This is a genomic window from Acidovorax sp. LjRoot66, assembly GCF_964253305.1.
Classification (GTDB): Bacteria; Pseudomonadota; Gammaproteobacteria; order Burkholderiales; family Burkholderiaceae_C; genus Acidovorax.
In genome coordinates this window covers 5,573,682-5,586,972 of sequence record NZ_CAXUQU020000001.1, presented here as the reverse complement: position 1 = coordinate 5,586,972, position 13,291 = coordinate 5,573,682, and the positions used below count along the sequence as shown (strand labels likewise).

At 63.4% G+C, this 13,291-nt stretch carries 13 protein-coding genes and 1 tRNA gene; all 14 read left to right on the top strand.

From position 1 onward, the window contains the following. The first annotated feature begins 105 nt into the window (after window positions 1–105). The 14 genes from ACSQ3Y_RS26200 (at window position 106) to ACSQ3Y_RS26135 (ending at window position 13,277) form a co-directional block, all read left to right on the top strand. Window positions 106–190, top strand: a tRNA-Leu gene (locus ACSQ3Y_RS26200). Window positions 191–264: 74 nt separating this feature from the next. Continuing rightward, entirely contained in the window at window positions 265–624 is a 360-nt protein-coding gene (locus ACSQ3Y_RS26195) for an NADH-quinone oxidoreductase subunit A (protein ID WP_057202177.1), read from the top strand. Between the two features lie 27 nt (window positions 625–651). After that, complete coding sequence (locus ACSQ3Y_RS26190) at window positions 652–1,131, top strand: NuoB/complex I 20 kDa subunit family protein (protein ID WP_007849129.1); 480 nt, start codon at window positions 652–654, stop codon at window positions 1,129–1,131. Window positions 1,132–1,140: 9 nt separating this feature from the next. Further along, window positions 1,141–1,749, top strand: a complete 609-nt coding sequence (locus tag ACSQ3Y_RS26185; protein WP_057202178.1) for an NADH-quinone oxidoreductase subunit C — start codon at window positions 1,141–1,143, stop codon at window positions 1,747–1,749. Between the two features lie 26 nt (window positions 1,750–1,775). Beyond that, a complete protein-coding gene (locus ACSQ3Y_RS26180) occupies window positions 1,776–3,029 on the top strand; it encodes an NADH-quinone oxidoreductase subunit D (RefSeq protein ID WP_057202179.1) in 1,254 nt (417 codons plus the stop codon). After that, window positions 3,026–3,559 carry an NADH-quinone oxidoreductase subunit NuoE gene (nuoE, locus tag ACSQ3Y_RS26175; RefSeq protein WP_436179348.1) on the top strand — a complete coding sequence of 178 codons (534 nt, stop codon included), beginning with the start codon at window positions 3,026–3,028 and terminating at the stop codon, window positions 3,557–3,559. Before ACSQ3Y_RS26180 ends, nuoE begins: the two co-directional genes overlap by 4 nt. Beyond that, window positions 3,556–4,914, top strand: coding sequence for an NADH-quinone oxidoreductase subunit NuoF (gene nuoF / locus ACSQ3Y_RS26170; RefSeq protein WP_057202181.1), 1,359 nt, complete (start codon window positions 3,556–3,558; stop codon window positions 4,912–4,914). The genes nuoE and nuoF overlap by 4 nt, the downstream gene beginning before the upstream one ends. 15 nt (window positions 4,915–4,929) lie before the next feature. Beyond that, complete coding sequence (gene nuoG, locus ACSQ3Y_RS26165; RefSeq protein WP_436179347.1) at window positions 4,930–7,068, top strand: NADH-quinone oxidoreductase subunit NuoG; 2,139 nt, start codon at window positions 4,930–4,932, stop codon at window positions 7,066–7,068. Then, window positions 7,065–8,147 (top strand): NADH-quinone oxidoreductase subunit NuoH, encoded by a 1,083-nt coding sequence (nuoH, locus tag ACSQ3Y_RS26160; RefSeq protein WP_057267899.1) that lies wholly within the window; start codon window positions 7,065–7,067, stop codon window positions 8,145–8,147. Before nuoG ends, nuoH begins: the two co-directional genes overlap by 4 nt. Window positions 8,148–8,159: 12 nt before the next feature. Further along, window positions 8,160–8,678: an NADH-quinone oxidoreductase subunit NuoI gene (gene nuoI / locus ACSQ3Y_RS26155; protein ID WP_436179346.1), complete on the top strand. Its 519-nt coding sequence runs from the start codon at window positions 8,160–8,162 to the stop codon at window positions 8,676–8,678. Window positions 8,679–8,731: 53 nt separating this feature from the next. Then, entirely contained in the window at window positions 8,732–9,400 is a 669-nt protein-coding gene (locus tag ACSQ3Y_RS26150) for an NADH-quinone oxidoreductase subunit J (protein ID WP_057267900.1), read from the top strand. Then, complete coding sequence (nuoK, locus tag ACSQ3Y_RS26145; protein ID WP_005793248.1) at window positions 9,397–9,705, top strand: NADH-quinone oxidoreductase subunit NuoK; 309 nt, start codon at window positions 9,397–9,399, stop codon at window positions 9,703–9,705. Before ACSQ3Y_RS26150 ends, nuoK begins: the two co-directional genes overlap by 4 nt. Window positions 9,706–9,736: 31 nt before the next feature. Further along, entirely contained in the window at window positions 9,737–11,788 is a 2,052-nt protein-coding gene (gene nuoL, locus ACSQ3Y_RS26140) for an NADH-quinone oxidoreductase subunit L (protein WP_436179345.1), read from the top strand. 13 nt (window positions 11,789–11,801) lie between these two features. Continuing rightward, window positions 11,802–13,277, top strand: coding sequence for an NADH-quinone oxidoreductase subunit M (locus ACSQ3Y_RS26135; protein WP_305747159.1), 1,476 nt, complete (start codon window positions 11,802–11,804; stop codon window positions 13,275–13,277). Window positions 13,278–13,291 lie beyond the last annotated feature (14 nt).

The following is a 13,291-nucleotide window of genomic DNA, read 5'->3' as shown; positions in this document are numbered from 1 at the left end:
TTTGGGCCCTGAACCGCAGAGCAGGGTTTTTACGGAGTAGAATTCTGGATTGTCTGGAAAGCCAAAACCGCAAGGTTCCTCATGCCATCCAGGCACATACATCCAGCCGTCGTGGTGAAATTGGTAGACACGCTATCTTGAGGGGGTAGTGGCGAAAGCTGTGCGAGTTCGAGTCTCGCCGACGGCACCAAAACAAAGGCCTCCCCGACATGACCCAGCAAGGGCCATGTCGGGCCAGGCTACAGCGGTGAGCACATCCTCAAGATGAACCTCGATCAGTACCTCCCCGTCCTTTTGTTCATCTTGGTCGGCATCGCCGTAGGCGTTGTTCCCCTTGCCATCGGATATGTCCTGGGCCCCAATCGCCCGGACGACGCCAAGAATTCCCCCTACGAGTGTGGCTTTGAAGCCTTCGAGGATGCGCGCATGAAGTTTGACGTGCGCTATTACCTCGTCGCCATTCTCTTCATCCTGTTCGACCTCGAAATCGCGTTCCTCTTCCCGTGGGCGGTCACGCTGCACGAGGTGGGTGCCGCCGGTTTCGTGGCTGTGGTGATTTTCCTGACGATCCTCGTCGTGGGCTTTGTCTACGAGTGGAAAAAAGGCGCCCTCGATTGGGAATGACAGCGGGCTTCAACAAGGACTGATGCAATGATTGAAGGCGTGATGAAGGAAGGCTTCATCACCACGAGCTATGACTCCGTGGTGAATTGGGCCAAAACCGGTTCGCTGTGGCCCATGACCTTTGGTCTGGCCTGCTGCGCGGTCGAAATGATGCACGCAGCGGCTGCCCGCTACGACATCGGCCGCTTCGGTGCCGAAGTGTTCCGTGCCAGTCCCCGCCAGTCCGATCTGATGATCGTGGCCGGCACGCTGTGCAACAAGATGGCGCCTGCCCTGCGCAAGGTGTACGACCAGATGTCGGAGCCCCGCTGGGTGCTGTCGATGGGTTCGTGCGCCAATGGCGGTGGCTACTACCACTACAGCTACTCCGTGGTGCGCGGTTGCGACCGCATCGTGCCCGTGGATGTCTACGTGCCCGGCTGTCCCCCCACGGCCGAGGCGCTGATCTACGGCATCATCCAGTTGCAGCAGAAGATCCGCCGCACCAACACCATTGCGCGCGTCTGAGGGTTGACGATGACATCTGTTGCCATTCGCCCTGAAAAAATCAAGGACACCGTTGCCGCCGTTCTGGGCGACAAGGTCCGCAAGATCCACGTGGCCCTCGGTGAGGTCACCGTCGAAGTCTCCGCCGCCGATTACCTTGCTGCCATGCAGCAGCTGCGCGATGCGCCCGGCTGCCAGTTCGAGCAGCTGATCGACCTGTGCGGCGTCGACTACTCGGCCTACGCCGACGAAGTCAACGAAGGCGCGCGCTACTGCGTGGTGTCGCACCTGCTGTCGGTCAGTCTGAACCAGCGCCTGCGCGTCAAGGTGTTCTGCGCCGACGACGATTTCCCGGTGGTGGCCTCGGTGGCCGACCTGTGGAACTCGGCCAACTGGTACGAGCGCGAAGCGTTCGACCTGTTCGGCATCGTGTTCGACGGCCACAACGACCTGCGCCGCATCCTGACCGACTACGGCTTCATCGGCCACCCCTTCCGCAAGGACTTCCCGCTGTCCGGCCATGTCGAGATGCGCTATGACGCAGAGCAGCGCCGGGTGGTCTACGAGCCCGTGTCGATCGAGCCGCGCGAAATCACGCCGCGCATCATCCGCGAAGACAAGTACGGAGGCCTGCACTAAGGCGCCCGCGCCCCACGTGACCCACCATGGCTGAAATCAAGAACTATTCCCTGAACTTCGGACCGCAGCACCCTGCAGCGCACGGCGTGCTGCGCCTGGTGCTCGAGCTCGACGGCGAAGTCGTCCAGCGCGCCGACCCGCACATCGGCCTCTTGCACCGCGCCACCGAAAAGCTGGCCGAGCACAAGACCTACATCCAGTCGCTGCCCTACATGGACCGCCTGGACTACGTGTCGATGATGTGCAACGAGCACGCCTACTGCCTGGCCATCGAAAAGCTGATGGGCCTGGAAGTGCCCGAGCGCGCCCAGTACATCCGCGTGATGTTCTCCGAAATCACGCGCTTGCTGAACCACCTGATGTGGCTCGGCTCGCACGGCAACGATTGCGGCAGCTCCACCATCCTGATCTACACCTTCCGCGAGCGCGAAGACCTGTTCGACATGTACGAAGCCGTCTCCGGCGCGCGCATGCACGCGGCGTACTTCCGTCCGGGCGGCGTCTACCGCGACCTGCCGGACTCCATGCCGCAGTACAAGGTCAGCAAGATCAAGAACGCCAAGGCCCTGGAGGCCATGAACCAGAACCGCAAGGGTTCGCTGCTCGACTTCATCGACGACTTCACCCAGCGCTTCCCGGGCTGCGTGGACGAGTACGAGACCCTGCTCACCGACAACCGCATCTGGAAGCAGCGCACCGTGGGCATTGGCGTGGTGCCGCCCGAGCGCGCGCTGAACCTGGGCATGACCGGGCCCATGATCCGTGGCTCCGGCATTGCATGGGACCTGCGCAAGACCCAGCCCTACGACGTCTACGACCGTATGGACTTCGACGTGCCCGTGGGCAAGACGGGCGACTGCTATGACCGCTACCTCGTGCGCGTGCACGAAATGCGCGAGTCCAACCGCATCATCAAGCAGTGCGTGGACTGGCTGCGCGCCAACCCCGGCCCGGTCATCACCGACAACCACAAGGTGGCTGCGCCCGACCGCGAATCCATGAAGTCCAACATGGAAGAGCTGATCCACCATTTCAAGCTGTTCACCGAAGGCTTTCACGTGCCCGAGGGCGAAGCCTATGCCGCCGTGGAGCATCCCAAGGGTGAGTTCGGCATCTACCTGGTCAGCGATGGTGCCAACAAGCCCTACCGCCTGAAGATCCGTGCGCCCGGCTTCGCGCACCTGGCCACGCTCGACGAGATGGCCCGCGGCCACATGATTGCCGACGCCGTGGCCATCATCGGCACCATGGATATCGTGTTCGGGGAGATTGACCGATGAGTACGACCGAATCGAAGAACCTGACCGCTGGCACCGCCGCCATCACCGAGGCAACCCTTGCCCGTTTTGCGCGCGAAGTCGCCAAGTACCCGTCCGAGCAGAAGCAGTCGGCCGTGATGGCCTGCCTGGCCATCGTGCAGCAGGAGCAGGGCTGGGTCAGCGTGCAGAGTGAGGCCGTGATCGCCGACTACCTGGGCATGGCCCAGATCGCGGTGCACGAAGTGACCACGTTCTACAACATGTACAACCAGCAGCCGACGGGCAAGTACAAGCTCAACGTCTGCACCAACCTGCCTTGCCAGCTGCGCGACGGCCAGAAGGCGCTGCACCACCTCGAGAAGAAGCTCGGCGTGACCATGGGCGAGACCACGCCGGACGGCCTGTTCACGCTGCAGCAGTGCGAGTGCCTGGGCGCCTGCGCCGATGCGCCCGTGATGCTGGTCAACGACCGCACCATGTGCAGCTTCATGGACAACGACAAGCTCGACCAGCTGGTCGACGGCCTCAAGGCTGCGGAAGGACAAGCATGACCACCGCCGCACAGATCCTCTCGCAGTTCCAGGCCACGGGCGTGCAGACCTGCTTCCACGACCGCCACATCAACCCACAGATCGTTGCGGGGCTCGACGGCACGAACTGGGGCATCAAGGACTACGAAGCGCGCGGCGGCTACGAAGCGTTGCGCAAGATCCTGGCACAGGGCGAAGGCGCAGGCCTCACCCAGGACCAGGTGATCGCCACCGTCAAGGAATCGGGCCTGCGCGGCCGCGGCGGTGCGGGCTTCCCCACCGGCCTCAAGTGGAGCTTCATGCCCCGCTCGTTCCCCGGCCAGAAGTACCTGGTGTGCAACTCCGACGAAGGCGAGCCAGGCACCTGCAAGGACCGCGACATCCTGCAGTTCAATCCGCACATCGTCATCGAAGGCATGATCATCGCGGCCTACGCGATGGGCATCTCCGTGGGCTACAACTACATCCACGGCGAAATCTTCCAGACCTACGACCGCTTCGAAGAAGCGCTCGAAGAGGCGCGTGCCGCCGGCTACCTGGGCGACAAGATCCTGGGCAGCAATTTCAGCTTCCAGCTGCATGCGGCGCACGGCTTCGGTGCCTACATCTGCGGCGAAGAAACCGCGCTGCTCGAATCGCTCGAAGGCAAGAAGGGCCAGCCGCGCTTCAAGCCGCCGTTTCCTGCCAGCTTCGGCCTGTACGGCAAGCCCACCACCATCAACAACACCGAGACCTTCGCGGCCGTGCCGTGGATCATCCGCAATGGTGGCCAGGCCTACCTTGAGTGCGGCAAGCCCAACAACGGCGGCACCAAGATCTTCTCGGTCTCGGGCGACGTGGAAAAGCCCGGCAACTACGAAGTGCCCATGGGCACGCCGTTCGCCAAGCTGCTCGAGCTCGCCGGTGGCGTGCGCAAGGGCCGCCAGCTCAAGGCGGTGATTCCCGGTGGCTCGTCCTCGCCGGTGCTGCCGGCGTCCGTCATCATGGAATGCACGATGGACTACGACTCCATCGCCAAGGCCGGCTCCATGCTGGGCTCGGGCGCCGTCATCGTGATGGACGACTCCCGCAGCATGGTCGAGAGCCTGCTGCGCCTGTCCTATTTCTACTCGCACGAATCCTGCGGCCAGTGCACGCCGTGCCGCGAAGGCACGGGCTGGATGTGGCGCGTGATCGACCGGATCCAGCACGGCCAGGGGCGCGATGGCGACCTGAACCTGCTCAATTCGGTGGCAGACAACATCCAGGGGCGCACCATCTGCGCACTGGGTGACGCAGCGGCCATGCCGGTGCGCGCCATGATCAAGCACTTCCGTCCGGAATTCGAAGCGCTGATCCGCCAAGAGAAGACCCCCCAGGCTTCCGCCTCCGCCTGATCGCGAGAAACGCATATGGTTGAAATCGAACTCGACGGGCAGAAGGTAGAAGTCGCCGAAGGCTGCATGGTGATGCATGCAGCCGAAAAGGCCGGCACCTACATTCCCCATTTCTGTTACCACAAGAAGCTGTCCATTGCTGCCAACTGCCGCATGTGCCTGGTGGATGTGGAAAAGGCACCCAAGCCCATGCCCGCCTGCGCCACGCCGGTGACGCAGGGCATGATCGTGCGCACCAAGAGCGACAAGGCCATCAAGGCCCAGCAGTCGGTCATGGAATTCCTGCTCATCAACCACCCGCTGGACTGCCCCATCTGCGACCAGGGCGGTGAGTGCCAGCTGCAGGATCTGGCCGTGGGCTATGGCGGCTCCTCCTCGCGCTACGAGGAAGAAAAGCGCGTGGTCTTCCAGAAGGACGTGGGCCCGCTGATCTCCATGCAGGAGATGAGTCGCTGCATCCACTGCACCCGCTGCGTGCGCTTCGGCCAGGAAGTGGCCGGCGTGATGGAGCTCGGGATGATCCACCGCGGTGAGCACTCCGAGATCACCACCGTGGTGGGCGATACGATCGACTCCGAGCTGTCGGGCAACATGATCGACATCTGCCCCGTGGGCGCGCTCACCAGCAAGCCGTTCCGCTACAGCGCCCGCACCTGGGAACTGTCGCGCCGTCGCTCGGTCAGCCCGCACGACTCCACCGGTGCCAACCTCATCGTTCAGGTCAAAAACCACAAGGTCATGCGCGTGGTGCCGTTCGAGAACGAAGCCGTCAACGAATGCTGGATCGCCGACCGCGACCGCTTTTCGTACGAATCGCTCAACAGCGACGAACGCCTGACGGAGCCCATGCTCAAGCAGGGCGGCGTCTGGAAGGCCGTCGACTGGCAGACCGCGCTCGAGTACGTGGCCAATGGCCTGAAGAACATCAAGGCCGACCACGGTGCCAACAGCATCGGCGCCCTGGTCAGCCCGCACAGCACGCTCGAAGAGCTGTACCTGGCCTCCGCCCTGGTGCGCGGCCTGGGCAGCGACAGCATCGACTACCGCCTGCGCAACGCCGAATTCGCGGCGCCCGAAGGCATTCGCTGGCTCGGCACGTCCATCGCCTCCCTGTCCACGCTGCAACGCGTGCTGGTGGTGGGCTCCAACCTGCGCAAGGACCATCCACTGTTCGCCCTGCGCGTGCGCCATGCCGTGCGCCACGGTGCCCAACTGAGCGTGGTCGACTCCTCCGTGGGCGACTGGGCCATGCCCATCAAGCACCAACTGCTGCAGAACGCCAGCCAGTGGGTGCAAGCCCTCGGGTCTATCGCCTCGGCCATCGCCCAGGAAAAGGACGTCGCCGCCCCCCAGGGTGCAGCCGAAGCCTCCGAGGCCAGCCTGGCCATCGCCCGCTCGCTGCTGGGTGGTGAACGCAAGGCCGTGCTGCTGGGCAATGCCGCAGCGCACCACGGCCAGGCTGCAGCGCTGCTGGCCCTGGCCAACTGGATCGGCGAGCAGACCGGCGCCACCGTCGGCTACCTCACCGAAGCCGCCAACACCGTGGGTGCCCAGTTCGCTGGCGCCCATCCAGTGGGCAGCGGCCTGAACGCAGGCCAGATGCTGGCCGGCGGCCTCAAGGCCGTGCTGCTGCTCAACACCGAACCCGCGTTCGACGCGGCCAACGGTGCCCAGGCCAGCGCCGCCATCGGCCAGGCGCAGATGGTTGTGACCCTGAGCCCCTTCAAGGCCAACATGGACATCAGCGACGTGCTGCTGCCCATCGCGCCGTTCACCGAAACCTCGGGCAGCTTTGTCAACGCCGAAGGGCGCCTGCAGAGCTTCCACGCCGTGGTGCGCCCGCTGGGCGACACGCGCCCCGCCTGGAAGGTGCTGCGCGTACTGGCCAACGTGCTCGGCGTGCCGGGCTTCGACTTCGAGACCTCGCAGGACGTGCTGGCCCGTGCCACCAACGCCCCGGCGGGCAAGCTGGCCATGCTGCCGGCCGAGCAAATGTCCAACGCCGTGGGCCACCCGCCCGCAGCAGGCGCGGCCAGCGTGGCCGAGCCCGCAGTCGCTTCGATTTACCAGCTCGATGGCCTGGTGCGCCGCGCCACCTCGCTGCAATTGACAGCCGATGCCCGCATGGCGGCCGGTGAAGGAGTGGCGGCATGATCGACGCGCTGTACAACGGCGGGCTGAACCTCCTGCCCTTCGCCTGGTGGACGGGCGCGGCCTGGCCCGTGCTGTGGATCCTGCTCAAGATCGTCGTGATCGTCGCGCCCCTGATGGGCGCGGTGGCCTACCTCACGCTGTGGGAGCGCAAGCTCCTCGGTTTCATGCAGGTGCGCCACGGCCCCAACCGGGTCGGCCCCATGGGCCTGCTGCAGCCGCTGGCCGACGGCCTGAAGCTGATGACCAAGGAAATCATCCAGCCTGCGGCCGCCAGCAAGGGCCTGTTCGTGCTGGGTCCGCTCATGGCCATCATGCCGGCCCTGGCTGCCTGGGTGGCGATCCCCTTTGGTCCCGATGTGGCGCTGGCCAACGTCAATGCCGGCCTGCTGCTGGTGATGGCGATTACCTCCATCGAAGTCTATGGCGTGATCATCGCCGGCTGGGCATCGAACTCCAAGTACGCCTTCCTGGGCGCGCTGCGCGCCTCGGCACAGATGGTGAGCTACGAAATCGCCATGGGCTTTTGCTTCTTGGTGGTGATCATGGTGTCGGGCAGCATGAACCTGACCGAGATCGTGATGTCCCAGTCCCGCGGCATGGCCGCCAACATGGGGCTGAGCTTCCTGTCCTGGAACTGGCTGCCGCTGCTGCCGATCTTTCTGGTGTACCTGATCTCCGGCGTGGCCGAAACCAACCGCCACCCCTTCGACGTGGTTGAAGGCGAAGCCGAAATCGTGGCCGGCCACATGGTCGAGTACTCGGGCATGGGCTTCGCGGTCTTCTTCCTGGCCGAATACGCCAGCATGTGGCTGGTGTCCATCCTGGCGGCGCTGATGTTCCTGGGCGGCTGGCTGTCGCCCATCGACAGCGTGCTGTTCAACTGGATTCCGGGCTGGATCTGGCTTGGCATCAAGACCTTCGTCGTGGTGTCCATGTTCATCTGGATCCGCGCCACCTTCCCGCGCTTTCGCTATGACCAGATCATGCGTCTGGGCTGGAAGATCTTCATTCCGGTCACCCTGGTGTGGCTGCTCATCGTCGGCGGGTGGTTGCTCTCGCCGTGGAACATCTGGAAATAAGCGGGGACACACATGACTGCTGTTGCTGTTGCTGCTGCTGCACCTTTCTCGTTCAAGGATTTCTTCAAGAGCTTCATGCTCGTGGAGCTGCTCAAGGGCATGGCCCTGACGGGCCGCTATGCGTTTCGCCGCAAGGTGACCGTGCAGTTCCCCGAAGAGAAGACACCCTTGTCGCCGCGTTTTCGCGGCCTGCATGCCCTGCGCCGTTACGACAACGGCGAAGAGCGCTGCATCGCCTGCAAGCTCTGCGAGGCCGTGTGCCCCGCCATGGCCATCACCATCGAGTCCGAAGTGCGGGATGACGGTTCGCGCCGCACCACGCGCTACGACATCGACCTGACCAAGTGCATCTTCTGCGGCTTCTGCGAAGAAAGCTGCCCGGTGGACTCGATCGTCGAGACGCACATCTTCGAATACCACGGCGAAAAGCGTGGCGACCTGTACTTCACCAAGGACATGCTCCTGGCCGTTGGTGACCGGTACGAGGGTGAGATTGCTGCAGCCAAGGCTGCGGACGCCAAGTACCGCTGAGCGGTCGCGATCCCATCCATCCCGTCGCCAGACTTTCTATAAAGACCTGATTCATGGACGCCAAGACTGGTTTCTTCTACCTTTTCTCGGTCGTGCTGCTGTTTGCAGCCTTCCGGGTGATCACCGCGCGCAACCCCGTGCACGCGGTGCTGTACCTCATCCTGGCTTTTTCGCAAGCGGCGGCCGTGTGGCTGCTGCTCAAGGCCGAGTTCCTGGCCATCGCCCTGGTGCTGGTGTACCTGGGCGCGGTGATGGTGCTGTTCCTGTTCGTGGTGATGATGCTGGACATCCACATCGACACCGTGCGCAAGGGCTTCTGGAAGCACTTCCCGCTCGCTGCCTTCGTGGGCGCCCTGATCGCGCTGGAAATGGCCGCCGTGCTGATGGGAGGCTTCCGCGGCATGGAAGAACCCAAGGCAGCCGCGGTGGTGCTCGACGCCGCCGGCAAGGTGGTGCAGTACTCCAACACCAAGGAACTGGGCAAGCTGCTGTACACCCAGTATCTGTACCCCGTGGAAATCGCGGCTGTGATCCTGCTGGTGGCCATGATTGCGGCCATCGCCCTGACCCTGCGCCAGCGCAAGGACAGCAAGGCCATCAACCCATCCCAGCAGATCCGCGTGCGCGCCAAGGACCGCCTGGAAGTGGTGAAGGTCACCGCCACGCAAAAGCCCGCACCCGAAGTGCCGGCCGAGCCCGCCGCTGAGGAGAAGAAGCCATGACATTGACGCTGGGACATTTTCTTTCGCTGGGCGCCATGCTGTTCGCCCTGGCGGTGATCGGCATCTTCCTGAACCGCAAGAACCTGATCGTGCTGCTGATGGCCATCGAGCTGATGCTGCTGGCGGTCAACATGAACTTCGTGGCGTTCTCGCACTACCTGGGTGACATGCACGGACAAGTGTTCGTGTTCTTCATCCTGACGGTGGCCGCGGCCGAGTCGGCCATCGGCCTGGCCATTCTGGTGCTGCTGTTCCGCAACAAGTCCAGCATCAACGCGGAAGACCTCAACACCCTCAAGGGCTGATGAGCCACCCGTATTCCCAAGGTTCTCAAGAATGAGTCAAACCCTCTCTGCTTCGACGCTCCTGGCCGTGCCCCTGGCACCGCTGGCGGGCGCACTGCTGGCCGGCATCTTCGGCACGACCTTTGGCGGCAACTGGATCGGCCGCCGGCTGAGCCACACCCTGACCATCCTGGGCGTGCTCGTGGCCTTCGTGCTGTCGGCCATGACGCTCAAGAGCGTGGCGGTCGATGGCGCGCGCTTCAACGAGACGCTCTACACCTGGATGGTGGTAGGCGGCCTGAAGATGGAAGTGGGCTTCCTGATCGACAGCCTCACGGCCATGATGATGGTGGTGGTGACCTTCGTGTCGCTGATGGTGCACATCTACACCATCGGCTACATGGAAGAGGACGAGGGCTACAACCGCTTCTTCTCGTACATCTCGCTGTTCACGTTCTCCATGCTCATGCTGGTCATGAGCAACAACCTGCTGCAGCTGTTCTTCGGCTGGGAAGCGGTGGGCCTGGTGTCCTACCTGCTGATCGGCTTCTGGTTCAACAAGCCCACGGCCATCTTCGCCAACATGAAGGCCTTTCTGGTCAACCGCGTGGGCGACTTCGGCTTCATCCTGGGCATCGGCCTGATCGCCGCCTACACCGGCACGCTCAACTACAGCGAGATCTTCGCCAAGTCGGGTGAGCTCGGCGGCCTGGCCTTCCCCGGCACCGACTGGCTGCTGATCACCGTGATCTGCATCTGCCTGTTCATCGGCGCCATGGGCAAGTCGGCCCAGTTCCCGCTGCACGTCTGGCTGCCCGACTCGATGGAAGGCCCGACGCCCATCTCGGCACTGATCCACGCGGCCACCATGGTGACCGCCGGCATCTTCATGGTCTCGCGCATGTCGCCGCTGTTCGAGCTGTCGGACACCGCACTCAACTTCATCCTGGTCATCGGCTCCATCACGGCGCTGTTCATGGGTTTCCTGGGCATCATCCAGAACGACATCAAGCGCGTGGTGGCCTACTCCACGCTGTCGCAGCTCGGTTACATGACCGTGGCCCTGGGCGCATCGGCCTACTCGGTCGCCGTGTTCCACCTGATGACGCACGCCTTCTTCAAGGCGCTGCTGTTCCTCGGTGCCGGTTCGGTCATCATGGGCATGCACCACAACCAGGACATCCGCTGGATGGGCGGCGTGCGCAAGTACATGCCCATCACCTGGATCACCTCGCTGCTGGGTTCGCTGGCGCTGATCGGCACCCCCCTGTTCTCGGGTTTCTACTCCAAGGACAGCATCATCGAGGCTGTGCACGCCAGCAACCTGCCGGCGGCTCACTTCGCCCACTTCGCGGTGCTGGCCGGCGTGTTCGTCACGGCGTTCTATTCGTTCCGCATGTACTTCCTGGTCTTCCATGGCAAGGAGCGTTTCGATCAGAACCCCGACGCACACCACGATGCGCACCACGACGACCATGGTCACGGCCATGGCGAGCACCACGATCCGCACGAGTCCCCCTGGGTGGTGACGGTGCCGTTGGTGCTGCTGGCAATTCCTTCGGTGGTGGTGGGCTTCCTGTTCATCCAGCCCATGTTGTTCGGCGACTTCTTCAAGGACGTGATCTTTGTCGATGCGGCCAAGCACCCCGCCATGGCGGAGCTGGCCGAGATCTTCCACGGCCCCGTGGCCATGGCCCTGCACGGCCTGCAGACGGCGCCGTTCTGGCTGGCCGTTGCCGGTGTGGCCCTGTCGTATTACATGTACATGGTGAACCCGGCGCTGCCGGCGGCCATCAAGCGCATGTGCATGCCGATCTATACGCTGTTCGAGAACAAGTACTACCTCGACTGGTTCAACGAGAACGTCCTGGCGCGCGGTGCGCGTGCCCTGGGTACCGGCCTGTGGAAGGGCGGCGACCAGGCCATCATCGACGGTGCGCTGGTCAATGGCTCGTGGAAGCTGGTGCGCGGCGTCTCCGGCATGGTGCGCTGGGTGCAGACGGGCTTCATCTTCCACTATGCCCTGGTGATGATCCTGGGCGTGTTTGCCCTGATGACGTGGTTCGTCTGGGGCGATTTCTTCATGCAGCTCATCAAGAAATAAGGAAAAGAACAAAATGGGTCTGTTGAGTCTTGCAATCTGGGTGCCGATTGCCTTCGGCGCGCTGCTGCTCGCGGTTGGCCGCGATGAGCACGCCCCCGCCGTGCGCTGGTTGGCCCTGCTCGGGTCGGTGATCGGTTTCCTGGTCACCATTCCTCTGTACCAGGGCTTCAAGCTCGGTACGGCGGCCATGCAGTTCGTCGAAAAAGCCGAGTGGATCGAGCGCTTCAATGTGCACTACCACCTGGGCGTGGACGGCATCTCCTTCTGGTTCGTGCCGCTCACGGCCTTCATCACGGTGATCGTGGTGATCGCCTCGTGGGAGGCCATCACCGAGCGCGTGAACCAGTACATGGGCGCGTTCCTGATCCTCTCGGGCCTGATGATCGGCGTGTTCAGCGCGCTCGACGGCATTCTGTTCTATGTGTTCTTCGAGGCCACGCTGATCCCGATGTACCTGATCATCGGTATCTGGGGTGGCCCGAACAAGATCTACGCGGCGTTCAAGTTCTTCCTGTACACGCTGCTCGGCTCGCTCTTGATGCTGATTGCGCTGATCTTCCTGTACAACCAGTCCGGCGGCAGCTTCGACATCGCCACCTGGCACCAGCTGCCCCTGAGCTCCACGGCCCAGACCCTGCTGTTCTTCGCCTTCTTCGCCGCCTTCGCGGTGAAGGTGCCGATGTTCCCGTTCCACACCTGGCTGCCCGACGTGCACGTGGAAGCGCCTACCGGCGGCTCTGCCGTGCTGGCGGCCATCATGCTCAAGCTCGGTGCCTACGGCTTCCTGCGCTTCTCGATGCCCATCGCCCCCGATGCCGCACGCGAGTGGGCCTGGCTGATGATCACCCTGTCGCTGATCGCCGTGATCTACGTCGGCCTGGTGGCCATGGTCCAGAAGGACATGAAGAAGCTGGTGGCCTATTCGTCGGTGGCGCACATGGGCTTCGTGACCCTGGGCTTCTTCATCTTCAACGACCTGGGCGTCTCCGGCGGCTTGGTGCAGATGATTGCCCACGGCTTCGTCTCGGGCGCGATGTTCCTGTCCATCGGCGTGCTGTACGACCGCGTGCACTCCCGCGAGATCGCGGCCTACGGCGGCGTGGTCAACACCATGCCCAACTTCACGGCCTTCGCGCTGCTGTTCGCCATGGCCAACTGCGGCCTGCCGGGCACGGCCGGGTTCGTGGGCGAGTGGATGGTGATCCTGGGTGCGGTCAAGGCCAACTTCTGGATCGGCATGGCGGCTTCCACGGCGCTGATCTTCGGCGCCGCCTATACCCTGTGGATGTTCAAACGCGTGTACCTGGGACCCGTGGCCAACGACCATGTCAAGGAACTCACCGACATCAACAGCCGCGAATTCCTCGTGATGGCGCTGCTGGCGATTGCCGTGCTCGCCATGGGCCTGTACCCGCGTCCCTTCACGGACGTGATGGACACTTCGGTCGCGGAACTGCTCAAGCATGTCGCACTGTCGAAGCTGAACTGACCAGACTGAACTGA

What these genes read in the sequence shown, in the direction of transcription:
- ACSQ3Y_RS26195 (WP_057202177.1), top strand. Translation starts at nt 265, where the DNA reads ATGAACCTCGATCAGTACCTCCCCGTCCTTTTGTTCATCTTGGTCGGC.
- ACSQ3Y_RS26190 (WP_007849129.1), top strand. Translation starts at nt 652, where the DNA reads ATGATTGAAGGCGTGATGAAGGAAGGCTTCATCACCACGAGCTATGAC.
- ACSQ3Y_RS26185 (WP_057202178.1), top strand. Translation starts at nt 1,141, where the DNA reads ATGACATCTGTTGCCATTCGCCCTGAAAAAATCAAGGACACCGTTGCC.
- ACSQ3Y_RS26180 (WP_057202179.1), top strand. Translation starts at nt 1,776, where the DNA reads ATGGCTGAAATCAAGAACTATTCCCTGAACTTCGGACCGCAGCACCCT.
- nuoE (WP_436179348.1), top strand. Translation starts at nt 3,026, where the DNA reads ATGAGTACGACCGAATCGAAGAACCTGACCGCTGGCACCGCCGCCATC.
- nuoF (WP_057202181.1), top strand. Translation starts at nt 3,556, where the DNA reads ATGACCACCGCCGCACAGATCCTCTCGCAGTTCCAGGCCACGGGCGTG.
- nuoG (WP_436179347.1), top strand. Translation starts at nt 4,930, where the DNA reads ATGGTTGAAATCGAACTCGACGGGCAGAAGGTAGAAGTCGCCGAAGGC.
- nuoH (WP_057267899.1), top strand. Translation starts at nt 7,065, where the DNA reads ATGATCGACGCGCTGTACAACGGCGGGCTGAACCTCCTGCCCTTCGCC.
- nuoI (WP_436179346.1), top strand. Translation starts at nt 8,160, where the DNA reads ATGACTGCTGTTGCTGTTGCTGCTGCTGCACCTTTCTCGTTCAAGGAT.
- ACSQ3Y_RS26150 (WP_057267900.1), top strand. Translation starts at nt 8,732, where the DNA reads ATGGACGCCAAGACTGGTTTCTTCTACCTTTTCTCGGTCGTGCTGCTG.
- nuoK (WP_005793248.1), top strand. Translation starts at nt 9,397, where the DNA reads ATGACATTGACGCTGGGACATTTTCTTTCGCTGGGCGCCATGCTGTTC.
- nuoL (WP_436179345.1), top strand. Translation starts at nt 9,737, where the DNA reads ATGAGTCAAACCCTCTCTGCTTCGACGCTCCTGGCCGTGCCCCTGGCA.
- ACSQ3Y_RS26135 (WP_305747159.1), top strand. Translation starts at nt 11,802, where the DNA reads ATGGGTCTGTTGAGTCTTGCAATCTGGGTGCCGATTGCCTTCGGCGCG.